We start from the raw sequence: 22,195 nt of genomic DNA, 5'->3' as shown, positions 1-22,195 counted from the left end.
GCGGGCTCATGCCGCCATGGACTTTTTGTTGCGTGCTTTTATTTACTGAGCAGACGCATGCCCCGTTCCAGCCCATCGATCGACAGGGGGAACATGCGGTTGTTCATCAACTGCCGCATCACGCCGATCGACTGGCGGTACTGCCACAATCCTTCCGCTTCGGGGTTGAGCCAGATGAATTTCGGGAACGCCTGGGTAAAGCGCGCCAGCCACGCCGATCCCGCTTCCTCGTTGTTGTATTCCACGCTGCCGCCCGGCTGCAGGATTTCGTAGGGGCTCATGGTGGCGTCGCCGACGAAAATCAGCTTGGTGTCGGGCGGGTATTTGCGCAGCACGTCCCAAGTGGGAAAACGCTCGGCATTGCGGCGCCGGTTGTTCTTCCACAGATAGTCGTAGACGCAGTTATGGAAGTAAAAGAATTCCATGTTCTTGAATTCCGTCTTCGCCGCCGAAAACAGTTCTTCGGTGCGCTCGATATGGTCGTCCATGCTGCCGCCCACGTCGAGCAGCATCAGCACCTTGATGCGGTTCTTGCGCTCGGGCCGCATCCTGATGTCGAGGTAGCCCGCGTTGTTGGCCGTGGCGGCGATGGTGGCGTCGAGCGCCAGTTCATCTTCCGCGCCTTCGCGCGCGAACTTGCGCAGGCGGCGCAAGGCCACCTTGATGTTGCGCGTGCCCAGTTCGCGCTCGCCGTCATAATCCTTGTAGCTGCGCGCTTCCCACACCTTCACGGCCGTGCGGTTGCCGCCCTTGCCGCCGATGCGGATGCCTTCCGGATTCGTGCCGCCATTGCCGAACGGCGAGGTGCCGCCCGTGCCGATCCACTTGCTGCCGCCCTCGTGGCGCTCCTTCTGTTCCTTCAGCAGCTCGTTCAGGCGGTCCATCAGCTTGTCGTAGCCGAATTTTTCCAGCTGCGCCTTCTGCTCCTCGGAAAGCTCGCGCTGCATGCGTTTGAGCAGCCAGTCGAGGGGAATCGCCGCGTTCGTGTCGAAAGCCGCGCTGACGCCCTTGAAGTACTGGCCAAAGGCGCGGTCGAACTTGTCGAAATGGGCTTCATCCTTGACCAGGGTCAAACGCGCCAGATAGTAGAAATCGTCCATCGAGGCGTCGATGACGTTCTTTTGCAGCGCTTCAAGAAGGGTCAGAAATTCCTTGATCGAGACGGGAATCTTCGCATCCTTGAGCGTGAAGAAGAAATCGATTAGCATGGCGCCCGCTCTCCCGCGCGGGGCAGAGCGGCGATGGGGCGCTGCGCCAGCTTGTAGCGCAGGTGGGCGGCAATTTCCGGCCACTCTCCGCGCGTGATGCTGTACATGACGGTGTCGCGCACGGTGCCGTCGCGGCGCAGCGCATGGTGGCGCAGCACGCCATCCTTTTTCGCGCCCAGGCGCTCGATGGCCGCCTGCGAGGCGTGGTTGAAATTGTCGGTGCGCAGGCCCACCAGCGCGCAGCCGAGGTTATCGAAGGCGTGCGCCAGCAGCAGCAATTTGCAGGTGGTGTTGACGTGGCTGCGCTGGCAGCGCTTCGCATACCAGGTGTAGCCGATTTCCAGGCGTCCGATGGCCGGCACCACGTCGTGATAGCTGGTGGTGCCGAGCACCTCGCCGCTGGCCGCGTCGATGACGGCAAAGGCGAAGCGCGTGGGGCGCATCTCGATGCCCTTGAAAATGTACTGGTCCACCTGGTCCGGCTCGGGCACGGAGGTGACGCGCAGATTCCACAGTTCCCCATCCATGGCTGCCGCGCGCAGGCCGGGCGCGTGGTGCGGCGCCAGCGCTTCGAGGCGGATGCCGTGCAGTTCCAGGGGGACGAAGACCTTGTCCGGGCTGATATCGTTCACCGGCGCTCCTTAGCGGTTGGTGCGCGACATGAACATCAGGCGCTCGAACAGGTGCACGTCCTGCTCGTTTTTCAGCAGCGCGCCGTGCAGCGGCGGCACGACGGCCTTGTTGTCCTTGCTGCGCAGCGCTTCGGCTGGGATGTCCTCGGCCAGCAGGAGCTTGAGCCAGTCGAGGAATTCCGACGTCGACGGCTTTTTCTTCAGGCCCGGCACGTCGCGCACTTCATAGAAGGTTTGCAGCGCCTGCGCCAGCAATTCCTGTTTCAGGTGCGGGTAGTGGACGGCGACGATCTGCTCCATCGTGTCCTTGTCCGGGAATTTGATGTAGTGGAAGAAGCAGCGGCGCAGGAAGGCGTCCGGCAATTCCTTCTCGTTGTTCGAGGTGATGATGACGAGCGGTCGGTGGCGCGCCGAGACCATTTCGCGCGTCTCATACACATAGAATTCCATGCGGTCCAGTTCGCGCAGCAGGTCGTTCGGGAATTCGATGTCGGCCTTGTCGATCTCGTCGATCAGCAGCACCACCGGTTCGGGCGCCGTGAACGCCTGCCACAGCACGCCCTTGACGATATAGTTCTGGATGTCGCGCACGCGCTCGTCGCCCAGCTGCGAATCGCGCAGGCGCGATACGGCGTCGTATTCGTACAGGCCCTGCTGCGCCTTGGTGGTCGATTTGATATGCCATTGCATCAGCGGCATGTTCAGCGCGGCGGCCACTTCCTCGGCCAGCATGGTCTTGCCCGTGCCCGGTTCGCCCTTGATCAGCAGCGGGCGTTGCAGGGTCAGCGCCGCATTCACGGCCAGTTTCAGGTCGGCGGTGGCGACATAGCTGTCGGAACCTTCGAAGCGTTGGCCTTGCTGGGTGTGCTGTGCTTGCATGAGCGGTCTGCCAAAGTAGGGAAATGGTGAGTATAAACAGAACTGTGGCGCGCTGCCACGCGGACGGCCTGTGCCTGCCTGCCGACAATGCGGGTTTTATAGGTGGACTTGCAAGAATATCTTGGCTAGAATCGGCAAGCAGCAGATTAATTGTCAACCTTAATTGTCAACACATAAAATCAATAAAAACCAGCACTGGCGTTTCTCCGATTACCTTTGTTCACATTGCCACTATGAAAAAAATATTTGCACTTCTCGTGCTTGCCGGCATAGCAAATGCCGTCACAGCGGCTGACATTGTAGGAAACGCCAAGGCAGCCCCTGCCAAGGTGGAAATGTGTATCGGCTGCCACGGCATCCCCGGTTACAAGGCAACCTTCCCCGAAGTGTTCCAGGTGCCGATGATCGGCGGCCAGCCGGCAAAATATATCGAGAATGCGCTGCAAGCCTACAAGAAGGGCGACCGCAAGCACCCCAGCATGAAGGGCATCGCCAGCAGCCTGTCCGACCAGGATATCGCCGATGTCGCCGCGTACTATGCGCAACAAGCCAAGCCGAACTGAGGACCAGCCAGATGATGAAAACACTACTCGCCGCCCTCGTTTGCGCCACCGTCTCGTTTTCCGCCAGCGCCGCCGGCAATATCAACACGGGCAAGGCCCTGGCCGAAAAATACAGCTGCGCCACCTGCCACGGCAAGGATTACGGTTCGCCCATCGACCCGTCCTACCCGAAGCTGGCTGGTCAGCACAGGGATTACCTGGAACACGCGTTGACGGCGTATAAACGGGGCGACAAGGCCAACGGCCGCAACAACGCCATCATGACGGGCCAGGTAAAACCGCTGAGCAACCAGGACATCAAGGACCTGGCCGCCTACCTGCACAGCTTGCCGAGCAGCCTGGTGACCCACCGCTGAGTTTGAATTTACGTTTGAGTTCGGTTCAGGCTTTCAGTCCGACCCGGCGCGCCAGCTTGTGCAGATTGCTGGCGTCGAGCCCCAGTTGCCGCGCCGCAGCGGCCCAGTTATCCTGATGCAGCACCAGCGCTTGCCGGATGGCCTGGCGCTGGCTCGCTTCGACGATCTGATGCATCGATAGCAGCGGCGCCGCCGGCGTGCCGCACGCGGCTGGCGCCAGCGGCAGCGCGTCCGTGCCGGCCGGCGCTTCCAGCGCATCGAGGTCGAGCATATCCGTTTCCAGCGTTACTATCTCTTTGCGGTCCGCGCCGCGGATCACGGCTTTCAGCGCGGCCCGGCTGATCACATGTTCCAGTTCGCGCACGTTGCCGGGCCAGCGGTAGTGGCACAGAGCGTTTTCCGCCGCGGCCGACAGGCGCAGGCTGCGCAAGCCCAGGCGCGCGCGGTTCAGTTCCAGGAAGCCGCCCGCCAGCAGCAGCACGTCGTTGCCCCGCTCGCGCAGCGGCGGAATCGGCACGGGATAGACGGATAAACGGTGGTACAGATCGGCGCGGAACGAGCCGTCGCGCACATGTTCGCGCAGGCTGCGGTTGGTGGCGGCGATCACGCGCACGTTGACCCGGCGCGGCCGGTCCGCGCCCAGGCGCTGGATTTCGCCATTTTGCAAGGTGCGCAGCAGCTTGGCCTGTATCGACAGCGGCAATTCCCCCACTTCATCGAGAAACAGGGTGCCCCCTTCGGCCGCCTCGAAACGCCCGGGCCGGTCGCTGACGGCGCCGGAAAACGCACCGCGCACATGGCCAAACAATTCGCTCTCGGCCAGCGATTCCGGCAAGGCCGCGCAATTGACGTGGATCAATGGTTTGCCGGCGCGGCGCGACAGCCGGTGCAGGCGGTGCGCGCACAATTCCTTGCCCACGCCCGTCTCGCCCAGCAGCAGCACGGGCAGCTCGGCATCGGCGACCACCTGCAATTCGTGCAGCAAGTGCGTGATGGTGCTGCTCTGGCCGACGAAATCGTGTTCTTCGCGCGGCGCCTGCGCATCGGCCAGCATGGCGCCGCCCGACAGGCGCAGGGCGCGGATTTCCGTCTCCAGCCGGGTCACGCGCACGGCCGCCTCGATGGCGCAAGCCAGTTCTGCGAGTTCGCGCTGCGCAGTGGTATCGAAGGTGCCGACGCGCAGGGCGTCGAGGGTGATGACGCCCCAGCGCTCGCCTTCGAGGTCCAGTGCCATGCCCATGCAGTCATGCACAGGCAGCGGCTCGCCGGCCCGCTCGGCGATCAAGCCATCATAGGGATCGGGCAGGGAACTGTCGTGATGAAAGCACAACACGCCGCGCCGCTGCAGGATGGCGGCCAGGCGCGGATGGTCGGCGACGGAAAAGCGGCGTCCCAGCGCATCGCTGGCCAGGCCCGCCATCGCCACGGGGCGCAGATGCTCGCCGTCGAGTTTCAGCAAGGCCACGGCCTCGCAGCCGAAGTGCGCGCGCAGGCTGCCGACCAGGCGCTGCAGGCGCACGGCCACGGGCAAGTCGGCGACCAGGTCGGTGAGCAGCAGCAGGTGGATGGCGGTGGTGGTCATAACTACCATGCAGGGTACAACGGACCACGCTTGAGCAGGGTCATATCGACCCTGCATTTTTCAAATCGTTGATTTAAAACAAGTTTTTCCTGGCACACCGTTTGCCTAGGTAAGGGTGCCGAACCGGCATACAAGACCAAGGAAAGCCTGATGAAAACGACTCCCTCCCTCCGCGCCATTGCCGCCGCCGTCTGCGTACTGGCCATGCCCCTGTCCGTGCAAGCCCAGGCGAGCCTGCCGGCCAGCGCCGCCGCCACTGCGGCCGCTGTCAGCCAACCCTCTGCCGCCGCCGCGCTCAAGCGCTATGAACTGCAAACCAATATCGTCGACGGCAAGATGGTGTTCATCGATGCCAAGGGCCAGGTCAACCCCGTGCTGAAGGCCAAGGTGGGCGACACGGTCGAACTGGTGCTGAAAAGCGGCGAAGGCGCCGAGCACGACCTGCTGATCCCGGAACTGAACGTGGCATCAAACAAGTTCAGCGCCAACAGCGGCAGCACCACCGTGCGCTTCAAGGTCACGCGCGCGGGCACGTTCACCTATTACTGCTCGATTCCCGGCCACCGCCAGATCGGCATGGAAGGCAAGCTGGAAGTCGCCGGCATCTCGCTGGCCGAAGCCGGGGCACAGAAGGCCGCTGGCGCCGGCAGCGCTGCCGGCGAATCGAGCCAGGCCGCGGCGCTGGCCCTGTACACGCCTGCGCCGTCGCCGATGCGCGGCCCCGATCCTTCGGCCGTCAGCGTGGCCGCCAATCCGGCGCAGGTGCCTTCCGCCATCGGCGCGCGCGCGCCGCAAACGCTGAAATACCGGATGGAGACGGTGGAACTGCCGGGCAAGCTCGATGACGGCACCAGCTTTACCTACTGGACCTTCAACCGGCAAGTACCGGGCCCGATGCTGCGCGCGAAGGTGGGCGACACGGTGGAACTGACCCTGTTCAATGCGAAAGACAGCAAGATGATCCACTCGATCGACCTGCACGCGGTGACGGGCGGCCATGGCGGCGGACAGCACACGCAGGTGGCGCCGGGGCAGGAAAAGACGGTGACCTTCAAGGCGCTCAATCCGGGCCTGTTCGTCTACCACTGCGCCACGCCGCTGGTGCCGCAGCATATCGCGGCCGGCATGTACGGCATGATCCTCGTCGAACCGGAAGGTGGCCTGTCAAAAGTCGACCGCGAGTATTACGTGATGCAGGGCGAGATGTACACGGGCCGTCCGCACGGCGCCCCCGTGCACCAGGAACCGAACCTGGAAAAAATGGCCAATGAGCTGCCCGACTACTACGTCTTCAACGGCGAAGTGGGCGCCCTGAGCAAGACGCACAAACTGCAGGCGAAAGTCGGCGAGACCGTGCGCATCTATTTCGGTGTCGGCGGCCCGAACAAGATTTCGTCGTTCCACATCATCGGCGAGATCTTCGACAAGGTGTACAGCGAAGGCTCGATCAGCAGCCCGAAAAACGACGTGCAAACCACGCTGGTGGCGCCGGGCGGCGCGACCATCGTCGAACTGAAGGTACAGCATCCTGGCAGCTATCTGCTGGTCGACCATGCGCTGTCGCGCGCCGGCAAGGGCGCCGTGGGCGTGCTGGAAGTGACGGGCGAAGCCGTACCCGGCGTCTACCACGCGGGCGCCGTCCAATAAAACAACCCCCCATTCATCATCAAGGAATTGCTATGGAAATGATCGACCTATCCCTGGGCCAGCTGGCCCGCCGCATCCCCGGCGCCACGCGCCTGTTCGATGCGCACCGCCTCGATTTCTGCTGCGGCGGCAACAAGACCCTGCGCGCGGCGGCCGAAGCGGCCGGCGTGGACGCGGCGCCCATCGTCAAGGAACTGCAAGTGCTGGCCGGACGGATTGACGCCAGCGGCGCGCGTGACTGGCAGGATGCCCCGGCCGCCGAGCTGGTGGAACACATCCTGGCGCGCTACCACGCCGTGCATCGCGAGCAGCTGCCCGAGCTGATACGCCTGGCGCGCAAGGTCGAGCAGGTGCATGGCGACCGCGCCGACTGTCCGCACGGGCTGGCGGAACACCTGTCGGCCATGGCGCAGGAACTGGAAAGCCATATGCGCAAGGAGGAAGACGTGCTGTTCCCCATGATCGTGCGCGGCCAGGGCCCCCGGGCCGGCGCGCCCATCAACGTGATGCGCATGGAGCACGACGACCATGGCGTGGCCTTGCGCGCCATGGAGGCGATGACGAACGATATCACCGCACCAACCGGCGCCTGCACCACCTGGCGCGCGCTGTACACGGGCCTGCGCACCTTCCGCGAAGACCTGATGGCGCACATCCATACTGAAAACAATATCCTGTTCGAGCGCTTTGCGCCGGCCGTGGTGCACTGACAAAGGAAAGACCCATGGGTCCCTACAAAAAACTCTGGTTCACCCTGATCGGTGTGCTGATCGTGACGTTTTCGCTGCTCGGCTACTACGGCACGGAAGTGTATCGGCAAGCGCCGCCCATCCCCGCGCAAGTGCTGGCGCAGGATGGCCGGCAGCTGTTCGACCGCGAGGGCATCCTCGACGGCCAGACGGCCTGGCAATCGGTCGGCGGCATGCAGCTGGGCTCCATCTGGGGCCACGGCGCCTACCAGGCGCCCGACTGGACGGCCGACTGGCTGCACCGCGAACTGACGGCCTGGCTGGAACTGGCCGCGCAAGAGCAGCATGGCAAGGCGTACGCGGCGCTCGACGGCCCCGCGCAGGCGGCGCTGCGCGAAGCGCTCAAGCTGGAATACCGCGGCAACCGTACCGATGATGCGCAAGTGCTGCGCCTGTCGGCGCGCCGCGTGCAAGCCATCGCCAGCACGGCGCACTATTACGACCAGCTGTTCTCGGACGCGCCTGCGCTGCACGCCAGCCGCGAGCATTTCGCCATGAAGGAAAACACCCTGCCCAGTGCCGCGCGGCGCGCGCAGATGACGCAGTTCTTCTTCTGGACGGCGTGGGCCGCCGCCACCGAACGTCCGGGCCAGAAAGTGACCTATACGAACAACTGGCCGCACGAACCGCTGATCGGCAACCAGCCCAGTGGCGAAAACCTCGTCTGGTCGGTCGCCAGCGTGGTGGTGCTGCTGGCCGGCGTGGGCTTCCTCGTCTGGGGCTGGGCCTTCTTGCGCGACCACGACGAAGCGCTGCCGGCGGCCGGTCCGCGCGATCCGCTCACCACTTTCGCGCTGACGCCTTCGCAGCGGGGACTGGGCAAGTACCTGTTCCTGGTGGTGGCGCTGTTCATCTTCCAGGTCTTCATCGGCGGCTTTACGGCGCACTACACGGTGGAAGGACAGCAGTTCTACGGCATCGACGTGTCGCGCTGGTTCCCGTATGCGCTCACGCGCACCTGGCATATCCAGGCCGCGCTGTTCTGGATCGCCACCGGCTTCCTGGCCGCCGGCCTGTTCCTCGCCCCGCTGATCAATGGCGGCAAGGACCCCAAGTGGCAGCGCCTCGGTGTCGACGTGCTGTTCTGGGCCCTCGTCGCGGTCGTCGTCGGCTCGTTCATCGGCAATTACCTGGCCATCGCGCAAGTGATGCCGCCCGAGTGGAATTTCTGGCTCGGCCATCAGGGTTATGAATATGTGGACCTGGGACGTTTGTGGCAGATCGGCAAATTCGCCGGCATCCTGCTGTGGCTTGTGCTGATGCTGCGCGGCGTGGTGCCGGCACTGCGCCAGCCGGGCGGCGACAGGAACCTGCTGGCGCTGCTGACCGCGTCCGTGGGCGCCATCGGCCTGTTCTATGGGGCCGGCCTGTTCTACGGCGAACGCACGCATTTATCCGTGATGGAGTACTGGCGCTGGTGGGTGGTGCACCTGTGGGTGGAAGGCTTCTTTGAAGTGTTCGCCACGACGGCGCTGGCCTTCATCTTCTCGACCCTGGGCCTGGTGTCGGTGCGCATGGCCACGACGGCCAGCCTGGCGTCGGCCTCGCTGTTCATGCTGGGTGGCATACCCGGCACCTTCCACCACCTGTACTTTGCCGGCACCACCACGCCCGTGATGGCCATCGGCGCGAGCTTCAGTGCGCTGGAAGTGGTGCCGCTGATCGTCTTGGGCCACGAAGCGTGGGAAAACTGGCGCCTGAAGGAACGCGCGCCGTGGATGGAAAACCTGCGCTGGCCCCTGATGTGCTTTGTCGCCGTCGCCTTCTGGAACATGCTGGGCGCCGGGGTGCTGGGCTTCATGATCAATCCGCCCGTGGCCTTGTACTATATCCAGGGCCTGAACACGACTCCCGTGCATGCGCATGCGGCGCTGTTCGGCGTGTACGGCTTCCTCGCGCTGGGCTTTACCTTGCTGGTGCTGCGCTACCTGCGGCCCGATTACCGCTTCAGCCCTGCGTTGATGAAGACGGCGTTCTGGGGTTTGAACGGGGGACTGGCGCTGATGATCTTTACCAGCTTGCTGCCGATTGGCATCATCCAGTTCCATGCCAGCGTGACGGAAGGCCTGTGGTATGCGCGCAGCGAAGGCTTCATGCAGCAGCCGCTGTTGCAGAACCTGCGATGGATACGCACCTTCGGTGACGTGGTGTTCATCGTCGGCGCCGTCGCCATGGCACTGCAGGTGGTGCTGGGGTTGCTGGACAAGGCGCCGAAGGCAGCTGTACTGCAGCCTTCAGCGGCATAGCCCGGTTAACGCCTGCGGACGCAGTCGATATACGCGTCCGTATCCGGCGGCAAGCCCGAGCGCTGCGAAGCCCAGATCATCTGGCCCAGGCATTCCATCACTTCGTGCTGGGCCGCATGGGCCGAATCGAGGCGCTGGGTCAGCTGCTGGACGGCCGGGCGGATGCCGCGCGGCTGGTCCACCTGTACCTGCTCCGTGATCGACAGATGCATGGACAGGTGCAGGAAAGGATTGGCCTGGCCCCCTTCGACGGAGTAATCGCGCGCCAGCGCCGCTTCGACGTCGGAGAGCTCGTTTTCATACTCGGGATGTTCGAGGATCCAGTCGAGCGCGATGGCTTCCATCGGCGTGAGGATTTCGTGGGCGCGGTGCTTGCGCAAGGTGTCGCAAAAGAAGCGGCGCACGTCGTCGGAAGAGGGGTTGAACATGGCTGTAGGACTATGGCTAAGGGGCAGCCGGCATTGTACCGCGTACATCAATTCAAGGCATCGGGGATGCCCTTTTTGCCGTCCGGCGTCCGCTTTCGTGACCCGATAGTCACCGCAATTTAATACCCTGCAGTAAGTATTATCCACTACCGCCACGGCCCGGCGGCGCCAAATAACGGTGATAAAATCGCCGCTCTTGATATTTGCTCTGGACACGATGGCGATTTTGTTGCCATTGCGTGCTTCCATTGCCCGCACCTTTGCCACCAGATCTTGCTCCTGGCTTATCCCGGAGCGCGGCAGCATGCCTATCACCATCAACCTTGACCTGTCCGGCCGCTCTGGCGTTCCGGCTGGCCGGCTGTTTTTCATTCAACACAGCGATGGTGCCGCCACGGTGGCGCGCAAGAATCATCCTTCAGTATTCATAAACGGAGTTACGTATGCGTAAATCGCTATTACTTTTGATGTCGTGCCTGATCCTGGCGGCATGTAACAAGACCCCTCCGGCCTCGTCCGAAAAACCGGTCGACGTGCTGCTGATCGGCGCCGGCACCATGAGCGCCACCCTGGGCAGCATGCTCAAGGAACTCGATCCCTCGCTGACGATGGAAATGGTCGAGCGCCTCGATTCCGTGGCCGCCGAAAGCTCGGATGCGATGAACAACGCAGGCACGGGCCACTCGGCATTTGCCGAACTGAACTACACGCCCGAAGCGGCCGACGGCAGCATCGAGACCAAGAAAGCCGTTGCCATCAACGAGCAATTCGAAATTTCCAAGCAATTCTGGGCCTATCAGGTGGCCAACAAGCACCTGGGTGCGCCGCAAACCTTCATCAACAACGTGCCGCACATGGCCTTTGTGTGGGGCGACGACAATATTGCCTTTTTGAAGAAGCGCTACGCCGCGCTGCAAAAGGAAAACCTGTTCAAGGGCATGCTATACTCGGAAGACCAGGCGCAGATCGAACAATGGGCGCCGCTCGTCATGCAAGGGCGCGACAAGGGCCAGAAAGTGGCCGCGACGCGCATGGACATCGGTACCGACGTCAATTTCGGCAACCTCACGCGCGGTCTCGTGAAATACCTGACGGACAGCCACGGCATGGTGCTGCACCTGCGCCACCAGGTGGAAGACATCCGGCGCGGCGCCGACGGCGTATGGAACGTGACGGTGAAAGACCTGGCTGCCGGCAAGGAAGAAACCATGCGCGCCAAGTTCGTCTTCATCGGCGCCGGCGGCGGTTCGCTGCCGCTGCTGGAAAAATCGGGTATTCCTGAAGCCAAGGGCTACGGCGGCGTGCCGGTCGGCGGCCAATGGCTGGTGACCACCAATCCGGAACTGGTGGCGGCGCATGCGGCCAAGGTGTACGGCAAGGCGTCCGTCGGTTCGCCGCCGATGTCCGTGCCGCATCTGGACACGCGCATCATTGATGGCAAGAAAGCCTTGCTGTTTGGCCCGTTCGCCACCTTCTCGACGAAGTTCCTGAAAAATGGTTCGTGGATCGACTTGCCTGCCTCGATCGGCACGGGCAATGTGAAACCGATGCTGCAAGCCGGTTACGACAATATTCCACTGACGAAATACCTGGTCGAACAGGTCATGAATACGCCGGAAGACCGCCTGAAGACCCTGCGCGAATACTTGCCGAACGCCAAGATGGAAGACTGGACCTTGCAAAACGCCGGCCAGCGCGTGCAGATCGTCAAGGATGACCCGGTCAAAGGCGGCTTGCTGCAGTTCGGCACGGAAGTCGTCGGCGCCGCCGATGGCAGCATCGTCGCCTTGCTGGGTGCTTCGCCAGGCGCCTCGACCGCGCCGCCGATCATGATCAAGGTGCTGCAAACGGCCTTCAAGAGCCGCCTGGCCACGCCGGAATGGCAAGCGAAGATGGTGGAAATGGTGCCGTCGTACGGTCAAAAGCTGAACAACGACCCGGCCCTGGCCAACAAGATCCGCCATTACAGCAGCAATATCCTGGGCTTGAAAGCCATCACGCTCGACGTTCCCGCTGCTGCGCCAGCGCCGGCGGCAAACTAAGCCAGCCTGACCGGCAGGGGAGTTTCCTGCCGGCATGAAAAAAGGGGCAGCCTGTTCAGGCTGCCCCTTTTGCGTGGGAGCGTGCGTTCATTGCGGCTGACTACTCCTTGCCCGGCAAGATCAGCTCCGGCGTACACCCTTCGGCGGCGATGCCGTCGCAAGGCTTGGCCAGTGCCGCGCCGTCCTGTGCCCGTGGCGCATGGGGCTGGCGCAGGTAGCGCGACGTGTGGCGGTGCGCTTGCTGTGCGTTGCCATGCACGGGCCAGGTCAGGAAGCGGGACAGCTCCTGCAAGGCGCGCTGGTACACATCGCGTTTAAATTCAATGACGACATCGAGCGGGACCCAGTATTCATGCCAGCGCCAGGCGTCGAACTCCGGATGGTCGGTCAGGCGCAGATTGACGTCGTTATCGCGCGCGCACATTCTCAGCAGAAACCAAATCTGCTTCTGGCCACGGTAATGGCCACGAATCTCGCGCTTGATGAAGTGGTCTGGCACTTCATAGCGCAGCCAGTCGCGGGTGCGGCCGACAATTTTGACGTGTTCCTGTCTGAGTCCGATTTCCTCTTCAAGTTCGCGAAACATGGCTTGTTCCGGTGTTTCGCCATATTTGATACCGCCTTGCGGAAACTGCCATGAGTGCTCGCGCACCCGCTTGCCCCACCACACCTCGTTCTGGGCGTTTAGCAGGATGATGCCGACGTTGGGCCGAAACCCTTCACGGTCGAGCATAATGCACCTCAAACTTTCTGCGACAGTGCGTCCTTTTTTACATAATTACCCACAACTTCGCAAGCCGGTGACCTTTTCGGGGTGCGAAAAGCGCCGGAATCGCACCAATTGAGCGCATTTGTGTAAAGTATGGACGCATCAGCCAGCTAATCCTTTAAAATTAGGTTGATTATAACCCTCTCTTTTTAAAAAGAATTCACCGTTATGCGCGCCTCCCGTTTTTTTATTTCCACACTTAAAGATGCACCTTCTGACGCGGAAATCGTCAGCCACCAATTGATGATGCGTGCAGGCATGATCAAACGCCTCGGTTCCGGCATCTATACCTACATGCCGATGGGCTTGCGCGTGATCCGCAAGGTGGAAGCCATCATCCGTGACGAGATGAACAAAGCCGCCGCCATCGAACTGCTGATGCCGCTCGTGCAGCCGGCCGAACTGTGGCAGGAAACGGGCCGCTGGACCAAGATGGGCGACGAACTGATGCGCGTGAAAGACCGCCACGGCCGCGAATACGCGATCCAGCCGACGTCGGAAGAAGTCATCACGGACGTCGTGCGCACGGAAATCAAGTCCTACCGCCAGTTGCCGTTGAACTTTTATCATATCCAGACCAAGTTCCGCGACGAGCGCCGCCCACGCTTCGGCCTGATGCGCGGCCGCGAATTCACGATGAAGGACGCGTATTCGTTCGACCGCGACCTGGCCGGCATGCAGGCGTCGTACAAGGTCATGTTTGATGCCTACACGCGCATCTTCACGCGTTTCGGCCTGAAATTCCGCGCCGTGGCAGCCGACAACGGCGCCATCGGCGGTTCCGGTTCGCATGAATTCCACGTCATCGCCCACACGGGTGAAGACGCGCTCGTGTACTGCCCGACCTCCGACTACGCCGCCAACATGGAAGCGGCCGAAGCGCTGCCGCCAGCGGGCGAGCGCCCGGCCGCCAGCCAGGCGCTGACGAAAACGGCCACGCCGGACACCGTCAAGTGCGAAACCGTGGCCGCCTTGCTGGGCATCGAGCTGTCGCGCACCGTGAAAACCATCGCCCTGACGGTGGAGACGACGGGCAAGGATGAAAAAGTCACGAAACAGCACTTCATGCTGCTGCTGCGCGGCGACCATGAATTGAACGAGATCAAGGTGGGCAAGGTTGCCGGCCTGGCCGGTCACCGTTTCTCGACGGAAGCGGAAATCCTGGAAGTCTACGGCACCATCCCCGGCTACCTGGGCCCGATCGGCACGAAGGCGCCGGTCACCGTGGTGGCGGACCGCACGGTCGCCCACATGAGCGACTTCGTCTGCGGCGCGAATGAGGCCGGTTTCCACTACACGGGCGCCAACTGGGGCCGTGACGTGGCCGAGCCTGCCATCGTGGCCGACTTGCGCAACGTCGTCGCCGGCGACGCGTCGCCGGACGGCCAGGGCGCCCTGGCCATCGAGCGCGGCATCGAAGTGGGTCACGTGTTCCAGCTGGGTACGGCGTACTCGGAAAGCATGAAAGCCACCTTCCTCGACGAAAACGGCAAGCCTGCGCCGCTGCAGATGGGCTGCTACGGCATCGGCGTGACGCGCATCCTGGGCGCCGCCATCGAACAGAACTTCGACGACAAGGGCATCATCTGGCCTGCGTCGATCGCGCCGTTCGAAGTCGTGCTGTGCCCGATGGGCATGGACCGCAGCGAACTGGTCAAGGAAGAGACGGAGAAGCTGTACGCGGCGCTGCAAGGCGCTGGCGTGGACGTCATCGTCGACGACCGCGGCTTGCGCCCTGGCGCCATGTTTGCTGACTGGGAACTGATTGGCGTGCCGCACCGCATCGTCATCGGCGAGCGCGGCCTGAAAGAAGGCAAGCTGGAATACCAGGGCCGCCGCGATGCGGAAGCGACCGGCGTGGCGCCGGACGAGATCGTCGCCTTCATCCAGGGCAAAATGGCGCAGTGAAGCGCCTATCGGTAAGTAAAACGGCTGGCGCGCTCGCGCTGGCCGCCGGCCTGGCCTGCGTCTCTCCGGCGCAGGCCGGCAACCAGAAAGAGGAGGCGCTGGCCGACTCCGTCCGCCTGGCCCTGTCGCATGCGATCCGCGACGAACGCCCGCCGCAGCCCAAATTTGCCACGCCCGCCGACCTGCAGCGCTACCAGCAATGGCTGGCGCAGATGTCGCAACGCCTGCAGCGAAAGCTGCCGGACGCCCAGCTGCGCACGGAATTCCTGGAAACCGTCTGGTACGAAGCGCGCCGCGCGGGCCTGGAACCGGCCCTGGTGCTGGGTCTGATCCAGGTGGAATCGGCTTACCGCAAATATGCCGTTTCGCTGGCCGGCGCCCGCGGCTACATGCAGGTGATGCCATTCTGGACGGGCGTCATCGGCGACCATGACCGCAGCAAGCTGTTCCACATGCAGACAAACCTGCGCTACGGCTGCGCGATCCTGCGCATGTACCTGGATATGGAAAAGGGTGATTTATACCTGGCGCTGGGGCGCTACAACGGCAGCCGGGGCAGGGCCGAGTATCCGAATGCGGTAAGGGCGGCTTGGAAGCAGTGGGAAGTCAAATAAAGGCTGGGGTCAGACCCCCGGCAGCGTTGGCGCAGAGCTCTGTATTAACGGTGTTGAGGGAATGATCCCGGGTGAATGGGGCGGACGTAGGTCGGATTAGGTCTGAAAGACCGTCATCCGACAACATGGTTGACCCCCGCAGCAAAAAAATGCCCCGCTCGCAGTAAAGCGGCGGGGCACTCACACGGCGTAGACGCCCTGTGCGTATCTGATTATTTCAAATGATCGGAGATCAGTTTCGTCATTTCAAACATGGAGACTTGGGCTTTGCCGCCGAAAACAGCTTTCAGCTTGTCGTCCGCATTGATCATGCGGCGGTTGGCCGGATCTTGCAGATCGAGTTTTTTGATGTAATCCCATACCTTTTTGGTCACTTCCGTGCGCGGCAGTGGTGCTGCGCCAACAACGGCGGCCAGATCTTTCGATGGCGTCATTGCTTTCATGAATGCTGCGTTTGGCTTGCGTGGTGTTGCCGGTGCTGCCGCTTTCTTCGCCGCTGCTGGTTTAGCTGCTGCCTTGGCTGCGGGTGCTGCTTTCTTGGCGGCTGCAGGCTTGGCTGCTGCTGCTTTGGCTGGCGCTGCTACTGGGGTTTTTTTGGCTGTTGCCATCTTCGAGCCTCCTTAACAAACACATGGGAAATTGCGCAATTAATCGCACGGCTAATATTGGTGTGGATTTACCTTGTATGCAAGTGTTTTTCACGTTTTCACGAGGAAAAAGCAGGGAAATGGCAATGCTGTCGCCCGGGCGCACCGCTTGGGAGCGCAGAACGGCGTTTTTACCCGTAAATGGCATGGTTGCTGGCTATGCGGGGAGGGGCGCTGCGGAGGGCGGGAAGCGTGATGCCGGACACATGAAAATGCAATCCGGCATTATTTGGAACGGTGTTTTTTGACTTGAACTACGTCTCACGCGGCGTAAAAAAGGCCTTCAAAATCACAGCGAGCGGATGGTATTTGTGGCCGAGAAGCGCAACCGTACTAAAGTACGGTGAGCATCGCCGGCCGCAAGAACCACCGCGCAGCGGATTTTGAAGCCTTACCTCATCCCGGGCATCATGCCTTTCATACTGCGCATCATCTTCATCATGCCGCCGCCCGACAATTTCTTCATCATCGTCTGCATCTGCTCGAATTGCGTCAGCATGCGGTTCACTTCCTGCACCTGCACGCCGGCGCCGGCGGCGATGCGGCGCTTGCGCGTGGCCTTGATCAGTTCAGGCTTGGCGCGTTCCTGCGGCGTCATCGAATCGATGATGCCGCACATGCGGCGCACCTGCTTATCGGCCTGATCCATGTTCTTGCCGCCTGCCGCCTGCTGGAACTGGGCCGGCAGCTTGTCCATCAGGTTGGCCATGCCGCCCATTTTCTTCATCTGGCCCAATTGCGCCTTGAAGTCGTTCATGTCGAACTTGCCGCCGACCTTGATCTTTTGCGCCAGATCGGCCGCTGCCTTGCTGTCGACGCCCTTGCGCGCTTCTTCGACCAGGGCGAGGATGTCGCCCATGCCGAGGATGCGGTTGGCCATGCGGGTCGGATCGAACGCTTCCAGGCCGTCGAGTTTTTCCGAGACACCGGCAAACTTGATCGGCTTGCCCGTGATGTGGCGCACGGACAGGGCGGCACCGCCGCGCGCATCGCCATCGAGCTTGGTCAGCACGATACCGGTCAGCGGCAGCGCATCATTGAAGGCCTTGGCCGTATTGATGGCGTCCTGGCCCAGCATGGCGTCGACGACGAACAGGGTTTCGATCGGTTTCACGGCGCCGTGGACGGCGGCGATTTCGCGCATCATCTCTTCGTCGATACCGAGACGGCCCGCCGTATCGATGATCAGCACGTCGTGGTAGTGCTTTTTCGCCCAGTCCAGCGCGGCCAGGGCGATATCAACCGGCTTGTCCGTGCTGGTGGACGGGAAGAAGTCGGCGCCGACCTGGGCGGTGACCGATTGCAGCTGGGCGATCGCGGCGGGACGGTACACGTCGGCCGAGACGGTCAGCACTTTCTTCTTCTTTTCTTCCTTCAGGTACTTCGCCAGCTTGCCGACGGTGGTGGTTTTACCCACACCCTGCAGACCGGCCATCAGGATGATGGCGGGCGGCTGCTGCGCAAAGCTGATCTGCGACGCTTCCGGTCCCAGGTCGGCGCCCATCAGGGCGGCCAGCTCGCGCTGCACCACGCCAACGAGGGCCTGGCCTGGCGTCAGCGAGGAAATGACATCCTCGCCCATGGCTTTTTCTTTGACTTTGGCGATGAATTCGCGCACGGCGGGCAGGGCGACGTCGGCTTCGAGCAGCGCCAGGCGCACTTCGCGCAGCATGTCAGCGGTGTTCGCTTCGGTCAGGCGCGCCTCGCCGCGCATGGTCTTGACGACTTTGGCAAGCCGTTGGGTGAGATTATCTAGCATGATGAACCTGCAATGAAAAGCTTGGGAGTGGGCGGCGCAAGCCGGACGATGGCCGTCATTTTACCTTATCGCGGGTGGCTGGCGGTCCCGCGCGGCAGCGCCTGGCGGTTGGCCGGCTTTTGAATGAGTTGGTATTTCTGCCAATGCCGCGATTGCATGAAAGTCAAAAACACGGTTAAAATGAGAATAATTCTTATTTACATTCGTGGGCGCGTCGCGCCAGACCGGAAAGGAATGCCATGTCGGCCGCCGATTTTGCACAGCAACAAGACCTGCACGCGCTCTACAGCAGCCATCACGGCTGGCTGCAGGGCTGGCTGCGGCATAAGCTGGGCAATGCGGGCGACGCGGCGGACCTGGCGCAAGACACCTTCATCAGCGTGCTGACGGCCGCTTCCGCGCCGCAGATCCGCGAAGCGCGGCCGTTTCTCGCCACCGTCGCGCGCCGCCTGGTGGCGCACCGCTACCGCCGGCAGGTGCTGGAAGACGCCTACCTAGAGGCGCTCGCCTGCCTGCCGCCCGAGGTGGTGCCCGCGCCGGAAGCGCGGCTGCTGGCGCTGGAAGCCTTGCAGGAGATCGACCAGGCCCTCGACGGCTTGCCGGGTCCCGTGCGCACGGCGTTCTTGCTGGCGCAGCTCGAAGGCCTCAGCTATGCCGAGATCGCCGCGCGCCTGAACGTATCGGCCAGCTCGGTCAAGCAATACCTGACGCGCGCCAACCGCCAGGTGTTTTTCTCGCTGCCGGCATGAGCACGGCGGCAGAACCGGCGGCACCGCCAGCCATTCGCGAGGACGTGCAGCAGCAGGCGGCCGAGTGGCTGACCGTGCTGATGTCGAGCGAGGCCAGCGAAGCGCAGCAGGCCGCCTGGCAGCGCTGGCGCGCCGCCGACCCGGAACATGAACAGGCCTGGCGGCATATCGAAGCGGTATCGCGGCGCTTCAACGGCTTGCACCGCGGCGCGGCCGCGCAGGCGCTGGCCGGCACGCAGCGCAAAGCCGTCAACGGCAAGCGGCGCCAGGTGCTGGCGTGGCTGGGCGTGGCGGCCGGCGGCGGCATGCTGGCCGCGCAGACGGGCGCCTGGGATGATATGCGCGCCCTGCGTGCCGACTACCGCACGGCCACGGGCGAGCGGCGTGAGGTGATATTGGACGATGGCAGCGTGCTCAGCCTGAATACGGGATCGGCCGTCAACGTGCGTTTCGACGCCAGCCGCCGCCTGATCGAGCTGCTGGCCGGCGAGATCCTCGTCGTTAGCGGCCACGGTGCCGGCAGCGCCGCGCCTTTGGTGGTAGCCACGCGCGAAGGCCTGGTGCGCGCGCTGGGTACGCGCTTTGCCGTACGCCAGCAGGATGACTACAGCACGGTGGACGTGTTGGAAAGCGCCGTGGAAATCCGTCCCCGCGACAGTGCCGGCGCGCCAATGCTGCTGGCGGCCGGGCGCGGCGTGGCATTTTCCCGCCAGACGCTGGACGCGCCGCACGCCATCGCTGCGTATGCGCATGCCTGGTCGCGCGGGCAGCTGATCGTCGACGACGTGACCCTGGGCGATTTCCTGGCCGACCTGGCCCGCTACCGCCCCGGCGTGATCGACTGCGCGCCGGCAGTGGCCCAGCTGCGCCTGTCGGGCGTGTTCCCGCTGGCCGACACGCAGCGCATTTTGAACATGCTGCCCAACTCGCTGCCGGTGCAGGTCCGCAGCCGCACGCGCTATTGGGTCAGCGTCGAGCCGGCGTCATAGCACGCTGCGCAGAAATATTTAGCCATCCGGCTGCCCGTTTTTCGTTTTCGCGGCACCTACAAGGTAGGCGCCTGTTTTTTACCGTCTCATGACGCCATTACTATCAGGAACTTTCATGTCGCACGCTTTGCCTTTTGTCAGTTTGCCATCCTCTCACTCCTCACTGCGTCCGCTGGCGCAAGCCGCCGCGGCCCTGTGCCTGGCCACCAGCCTGCCGGCGCTGGCGCAGCAGGCGCCAGCCATTCCCGCGACCGAGCAAACCATGCTCGGCGTGTCCGTCACTGCGGGGCGCGATGCGACGACGGAAGGCAGCGGCTCCTACACGACGGGCGTGAGCAACACGGCAACCAAGCTGAACCTGTCGCTGCGCGAAACGCCGCAGTCGGTCAGCGTGCTGACGCGCCAGCAGATCGACGACCTCGGCATCACGACCCTGGACGATGCCGTGCAGTCGATCACGGGTCTTGTCATGCAAAAGGGCAACTTTACGGGCGATTCGGGCAGTTTCAGCGCGCGGGGCTTTCCAATCGACAACATCCTGTTCGACGGCTTGCCTACCAGCCTGGGCGCGAACGGCACGTTCAATGGCGACAATGACGACCTGGCCATCTATGACCGCATCGAGGTGGTGCGCGGCGCCACGGGCTTGATGACGGGCAGCGGCACGCCCAGCGCGGCCATCAACATGGTGCGCAAGCGCCCGACGGCCACGCCGCAAGCGTCGTTCTCGGCCAGCATCGGCAGCTGGAGCAACTACCGTCTGGAAGCCGATGCGGCCAACGCGCTCAACGCAGCGAAGACCCTGCGCGGGCGCATGGTCGTCACGGTGCAGGACAAGAAGGATTTTGTCGACGTGCTGCATGGACGCAATCACCAGCTGTACGGCATCATCGAGGCCGATCTGCGTCCCGATACCACGTTGACCGTGGGCGCCCACTACCGCAAGACCGATAACGACGGCGTGACGACGGGCGTGGTGACGGCCGCCGACGGCCGCTTTTTGAATTTGCCCCGCTCCACCTACCTGGGCAGCGATTTCGACGGCTGGCGCCAGACCGATAAAACCATCTTCGCCGAACTGGAACACCGCTTCGCCAACGGCTGGAAGGCCAAGCTGGCGGCCACGCGCAAGACGCCCGAGATCGACACGACGTTTTCCGGCATCAACCGCCGCGGCGACACCCTGCGCTTCAATTCGCAAAGCTACCGCGCCGAACTGGCCAACACCAGCTATGACGCGTATGCCAGCGGCAGCTACAGCCTGTTCGGCCGCGAGCACGAGCTGACCGTCGGCGCCAGCCACCGCCGTTCGTCGAAAAACAGCTATGGCGGCTGGGCGCCGTACAGCTGGGGCGCGGCTGCGCCCGTGCTCGACCCGTTCCACTGGGACGCGGGCAGCGTGGCGCGCCCCGTCATCAATTACGCGCAGTGGCGCACGGCCAGCATTACCGAGCAAAGCGGCGTGTATGCGGGCACGCGCCTGCGCCTGACCGAGCCGCTGTCGCTGGTGCTGGGCGGGCGCGTGAGCTGGTACAAGGACGATGCCGGCTACTCGGTGGCGCGCGAATTCACGCCGTACGCCGGTGTCGTGTATGACCTCGACAAGCAGCATTCCGTGTACGCCAGCTGGACCGAGATCTTCCAGCCGCAGGCGTCCACCGATGCCAATGCGCGGCCCCTGAAACCGATCAGCGGCACCAACTATGAAGCGGGCGTGAAAGGCGAATACTTCGGCGGCGCCCTCAATGCCAGCGCGGCCGTGTTCCAGATCCGCCAGCAGAACCGCGGCGTGGACGACCTGGCCGGTCCGAATCCCTGCCCCGGCAGTACCTGGGGCTATTGCCAGCGCGCGTCGGGCGAAGTGCGCAGCGAAGGCGTGGAGCTGGACGTGGCGGGCGCGCTGACGCCGGACTGGCAGCTGTCGGCCGGTTTTACGTATGTGAAGGCGCAATTCACGCGCGACAGCGATCCGGCCAATATCGGCAAGGATTTCAACAGCCGCTATCCGCGCCAGCAGCTCAAGCTGGCCACCAGCTACCGCCTGTCCGGCGCCGCACAGGGCTGGCGCGTCGGCGCGTCGGTGTACGGGCAGGGCGCGACCGAGTCGAGCGACGGCACCTACCATCTGCGCCAGGGCCGCTACGCGATCGTGGGCCTGAACGCGGCCTGGCAGATCGACAGCCGCGCCGAGCTGCGCCTGAACGTCAACAATGCGCTGGACAAGCACTATTACCAGAGCATCTATTCCGATGTCTTCGGCAACCTGGTCGGGGCGCCGCGCAACGTGATGCTGACATTGAACTACAAACTGTAAACAATCACTTTTGAATGACCTATCTTGATGAAGGATGCATGGCTTATGGATGTGCAGTTGAATCTGGCCCACGCCAGTAATGGCGTGAGCCGGCGTATGCCACGGGGAGTGCCG

At 63.1% G+C, this 22,195-nt stretch carries 21 protein-coding genes; 13 read left to right on the top strand and 8 right to left on the bottom strand.

Going from position 1 to position 22,195, the window contains the following annotated elements; translation table 11 throughout:
- Window positions 1-38: 38 nt before the first annotated feature.
- Genes JAB4_RS26435 through JAB4_RS26425 form a run of 3 tightly spaced genes read right to left on the bottom strand, consistent with a single transcriptional unit; the run spans window position 39 to window position 2,719 of the window.
- Window positions 39-1,208: a VWA domain-containing protein gene (locus JAB4_RS26435; RefSeq protein WP_070218606.1), complete on the bottom strand. Its 1,170-nt coding sequence runs from the start codon at window positions 1,206-1,208 to the stop codon at window positions 39-41.
- On the bottom strand, window positions 1,202-1,840 hold the full coding sequence (locus JAB4_RS26430; protein ID WP_070218605.1) for a GNAT family protein: 639 nt from the start codon (window positions 1,838-1,840) through the stop codon (window positions 1,202-1,204). Before JAB4_RS26430 ends, JAB4_RS26435 begins: the two co-directional genes overlap by 7 nt.
- 9 nt (window positions 1,841-1,849) lie before the next feature.
- A complete protein-coding gene (locus tag JAB4_RS26425) occupies window positions 1,850-2,719 on the bottom strand; it encodes a MoxR family ATPase (RefSeq protein WP_070218604.1) in 870 nt (289 codons plus the stop codon).
- 233 nt (window positions 2,720-2,952) lie between these two features.
- On the opposite strand from JAB4_RS26425, the gene JAB4_RS26420 reads away from it, so the two are divergent.
- Together JAB4_RS26420 and JAB4_RS26415 are read left to right on the top strand one after the other, a co-directional pair.
- Window positions 2,953-3,282, top strand: a complete 330-nt coding sequence (locus JAB4_RS26420) for a cytochrome c (RefSeq protein WP_046684254.1) — start codon at window positions 2,953-2,955, stop codon at window positions 3,280-3,282.
- Window positions 3,283-3,296: 14 nt separating this feature from the next.
- On the top strand, window positions 3,297-3,638 hold the full coding sequence (locus JAB4_RS26415) for a cytochrome c (RefSeq protein ID WP_070218614.1): 342 nt from the start codon (window positions 3,297-3,299) through the stop codon (window positions 3,636-3,638).
- 25 nt (window positions 3,639-3,663) lie between these two features.
- On the opposite strand, the gene norR is transcribed toward JAB4_RS26415, so the two are convergent.
- Window positions 3,664-5,220, bottom strand: coding sequence for a nitric oxide reductase transcriptional regulator NorR (gene norR, locus JAB4_RS26410; RefSeq protein ID WP_070218603.1), 1,557 nt, complete (start codon window positions 5,218-5,220; stop codon window positions 3,664-3,666).
- 150 nt (window positions 5,221-5,370) lie between these two features.
- On the opposite strand from norR, the gene nirK reads away from it, so the two are divergent.
- From nirK to JAB4_RS26395, 3 genes are read left to right on the top strand one after another with little or no spacing between them, the layout of a single operon-like run.
- Window positions 5,371-6,867 carry a copper-containing nitrite reductase gene (nirK, locus tag JAB4_RS26405; protein ID WP_070218602.1) on the top strand — a complete coding sequence of 499 codons (1,497 nt, stop codon included), beginning with the start codon at window positions 5,371-5,373 and terminating at the stop codon, window positions 6,865-6,867.
- A 32-nt stretch (window positions 6,868-6,899) separates the two neighbouring features.
- Window positions 6,900-7,577: an iron-sulfur cluster repair protein YtfE gene (gene ytfE / locus JAB4_RS26400; protein ID WP_070218601.1), complete on the top strand. Its 678-nt coding sequence runs from the start codon at window positions 6,900-6,902 to the stop codon at window positions 7,575-7,577.
- A 14-nt stretch (window positions 7,578-7,591) separates the two neighbouring features.
- Window positions 7,592-9,862 carry a nitric-oxide reductase large subunit gene (locus tag JAB4_RS26395; protein WP_070218600.1) on the top strand — a complete coding sequence of 757 codons (2,271 nt, stop codon included), beginning with the start codon at window positions 7,592-7,594 and terminating at the stop codon, window positions 9,860-9,862.
- Window positions 9,863-9,867: 5 nt separating this feature from the next.
- Here JAB4_RS26395 and JAB4_RS26390 read toward each other — a convergent pair whose 3' ends face one another.
- Window positions 9,868-10,290 (bottom strand): DUF1841 family protein, encoded by a 423-nt coding sequence (locus tag JAB4_RS26390; protein WP_070218599.1) that lies wholly within the window; start codon window positions 10,288-10,290, stop codon window positions 9,868-9,870.
- A gap of 217 nt (window positions 10,291-10,507) precedes the next feature.
- On the opposite strand from JAB4_RS26390, the gene JAB4_RS26385 reads away from it, so the two are divergent.
- Both JAB4_RS26385 and mqo read left to right on the top strand, forming a co-directional pair.
- Window positions 10,508-10,741 (top strand): hypothetical protein, encoded by a 234-nt coding sequence (locus JAB4_RS26385; protein ID WP_139143993.1) that lies wholly within the window; start codon window positions 10,508-10,510, stop codon window positions 10,739-10,741.
- On the top strand, window positions 10,734-12,332 hold the full coding sequence (gene mqo, locus JAB4_RS26380; RefSeq protein WP_070218598.1) for a malate dehydrogenase (quinone): 1,599 nt from the start codon (window positions 10,734-10,736) through the stop codon (window positions 12,330-12,332). Before JAB4_RS26385 ends, mqo begins: the two co-directional genes overlap by 8 nt.
- Window positions 12,333-12,432: 100 nt before the next feature.
- Here the strand turns inward: mqo and JAB4_RS26375 are convergent, their stop codons facing one another.
- Window positions 12,433-13,065 carry an RNA pyrophosphohydrolase gene (locus tag JAB4_RS26375; protein WP_070218597.1) on the bottom strand — a complete coding sequence of 211 codons (633 nt, stop codon included), beginning with the start codon at window positions 13,063-13,065 and terminating at the stop codon, window positions 12,433-12,435.
- A gap of 204 nt (window positions 13,066-13,269) precedes the next feature.
- On the opposite strand from JAB4_RS26375, the gene JAB4_RS26370 reads away from it, so the two are divergent.
- Window positions 13,270-15,009, top strand: a complete 1,740-nt coding sequence (locus tag JAB4_RS26370; RefSeq protein WP_070218596.1) for a proline--tRNA ligase — start codon at window positions 13,270-13,272, stop codon at window positions 15,007-15,009.
- Window positions 15,006-15,623 carry a lytic transglycosylase domain-containing protein gene (locus JAB4_RS26365; RefSeq protein WP_070218595.1) on the top strand — a complete coding sequence of 206 codons (618 nt, stop codon included), beginning with the start codon at window positions 15,006-15,008 and terminating at the stop codon, window positions 15,621-15,623. The genes JAB4_RS26370 and JAB4_RS26365 overlap by 4 nt, the downstream gene beginning before the upstream one ends.
- 212 nt (window positions 15,624-15,835) lie before the next feature.
- On the opposite strand, the gene JAB4_RS26360 is transcribed toward JAB4_RS26365, so the two are convergent.
- Window positions 15,836-16,231 carry an SWIB/MDM2 domain-containing protein gene (locus tag JAB4_RS26360; protein WP_071650146.1) on the bottom strand — a complete coding sequence of 132 codons (396 nt, stop codon included), beginning with the start codon at window positions 16,229-16,231 and terminating at the stop codon, window positions 15,836-15,838.
- Window positions 16,232-16,308: 77 nt separating this feature from the next.
- Here JAB4_RS26360 and JAB4_RS26355 point away from each other — a divergent pair, with 77 nt between their 5' ends.
- A complete protein-coding gene (locus JAB4_RS26355; protein ID WP_139142937.1) occupies window positions 16,309-16,518 on the top strand; it encodes a hypothetical protein in 210 nt (69 codons plus the stop codon).
- A 143-nt stretch (window positions 16,519-16,661) separates the two neighbouring features.
- On the opposite strand, the gene ffh is transcribed toward JAB4_RS26355, so the two are convergent.
- A complete protein-coding gene (gene ffh, locus JAB4_RS26350; protein ID WP_034746567.1) occupies window positions 16,662-18,029 on the bottom strand; it encodes a signal recognition particle protein in 1,368 nt (455 codons plus the stop codon).
- A 239-nt stretch (window positions 18,030-18,268) separates the two neighbouring features.
- On the opposite strand from ffh, the gene JAB4_RS26345 reads away from it, so the two are divergent.
- From JAB4_RS26345 to JAB4_RS26335, 3 genes are all read left to right on the top strand, one after another.
- Window positions 18,269-18,778 carry a sigma-70 family RNA polymerase sigma factor gene (locus JAB4_RS26345; protein WP_070218594.1) on the top strand — a complete coding sequence of 170 codons (510 nt, stop codon included), beginning with the start codon at window positions 18,269-18,271 and terminating at the stop codon, window positions 18,776-18,778.
- Window positions 18,775-19,767, top strand: coding sequence for a FecR domain-containing protein (locus JAB4_RS26340; RefSeq protein ID WP_070218593.1), 993 nt, complete (start codon window positions 18,775-18,777; stop codon window positions 19,765-19,767). Before JAB4_RS26345 ends, JAB4_RS26340 begins: the two co-directional genes overlap by 4 nt.
- 115 nt (window positions 19,768-19,882) lie before the next feature.
- Window positions 19,883-22,081 carry a TonB-dependent siderophore receptor gene (locus JAB4_RS26335; protein WP_217494199.1) on the top strand — a complete coding sequence of 733 codons (2,199 nt, stop codon included), beginning with the start codon at window positions 19,883-19,885 and terminating at the stop codon, window positions 22,079-22,081.
- Window positions 22,082-22,195 lie beyond the last annotated feature (114 nt).

This window comes from Janthinobacterium sp. HH102, assembly GCF_001758625.2.
Lineage (GTDB): Bacteria > Pseudomonadota > Gammaproteobacteria > Burkholderiales > Burkholderiaceae_D > Janthinobacterium.
This window is presented reverse-complemented; position numbering and strand designations above follow the sequence as displayed.

Bases quoted from the DNA above. Each gene is read 5' to 3' on its own strand.
- JAB4_RS26435 (WP_070218606.1), bottom strand. From the start codon at position 1,208: ATGCTAATCGATTTCTTCTTCACGCTCAAGGATGCGAAGATTCCCGTC.
- JAB4_RS26425 (WP_070218604.1), bottom strand. From the start codon at position 2,719: ATGCAAGCACAGCACACCCAGCAAGGCCAACGCTTCGAAGGTTCCGAC.
- JAB4_RS26420 (WP_046684254.1), top strand. From the start codon at position 2,953: ATGAAAAAAATATTTGCACTTCTCGTGCTTGCCGGCATAGCAAATGCC.
- JAB4_RS26415 (WP_070218614.1), top strand. From the start codon at position 3,297: ATGAAAACACTACTCGCCGCCCTCGTTTGCGCCACCGTCTCGTTTTCC.
- norR (WP_070218603.1), bottom strand. From the start codon at position 5,220: ATGACCACCACCGCCATCCACCTGCTGCTGCTCACCGACCTGGTCGCC.
- nirK (WP_070218602.1), top strand. From the start codon at position 5,371: ATGAAAACGACTCCCTCCCTCCGCGCCATTGCCGCCGCCGTCTGCGTA.
- ytfE (WP_070218601.1), top strand. From the start codon at position 6,900: ATGGAAATGATCGACCTATCCCTGGGCCAGCTGGCCCGCCGCATCCCC.
- JAB4_RS26395 (WP_070218600.1), top strand. From the start codon at position 7,592: ATGGGTCCCTACAAAAAACTCTGGTTCACCCTGATCGGTGTGCTGATC.
- JAB4_RS26390 (WP_070218599.1), bottom strand. From the start codon at position 10,290: ATGTTCAACCCCTCTTCCGACGACGTGCGCCGCTTCTTTTGCGACACC.
- JAB4_RS26385 (WP_139143993.1), top strand. From the start codon at position 10,508: ATGGCGATTTTGTTGCCATTGCGTGCTTCCATTGCCCGCACCTTTGCC.
- mqo (WP_070218598.1), top strand. From the start codon at position 10,734: ATGCGTAAATCGCTATTACTTTTGATGTCGTGCCTGATCCTGGCGGCA.
- JAB4_RS26375 (WP_070218597.1), bottom strand. From the start codon at position 13,065: ATGCTCGACCGTGAAGGGTTTCGGCCCAACGTCGGCATCATCCTGCTA.
- JAB4_RS26370 (WP_070218596.1), top strand. From the start codon at position 13,270: ATGCGCGCCTCCCGTTTTTTTATTTCCACACTTAAAGATGCACCTTCT.
- JAB4_RS26360 (WP_071650146.1), bottom strand. From the start codon at position 16,231: ATGGCAACAGCCAAAAAAACCCCAGTAGCAGCGCCAGCCAAAGCAGCA.
- JAB4_RS26355 (WP_139142937.1), top strand. From the start codon at position 16,309: ATGCAAGTGTTTTTCACGTTTTCACGAGGAAAAAGCAGGGAAATGGCA.
- ffh (WP_034746567.1), bottom strand. From the start codon at position 18,029: ATGCTAGATAATCTCACCCAACGGCTTGCCAAAGTCGTCAAGACCATG.
- JAB4_RS26345 (WP_070218594.1), top strand. From the start codon at position 18,269: ATGTCGGCCGCCGATTTTGCACAGCAACAAGACCTGCACGCGCTCTAC.
- JAB4_RS26340 (WP_070218593.1), top strand. From the start codon at position 18,775: ATGAGCACGGCGGCAGAACCGGCGGCACCGCCAGCCATTCGCGAGGAC.
- JAB4_RS26335 (WP_217494199.1), top strand. From the start codon at position 19,883: ATGTCGCACGCTTTGCCTTTTGTCAGTTTGCCATCCTCTCACTCCTCA.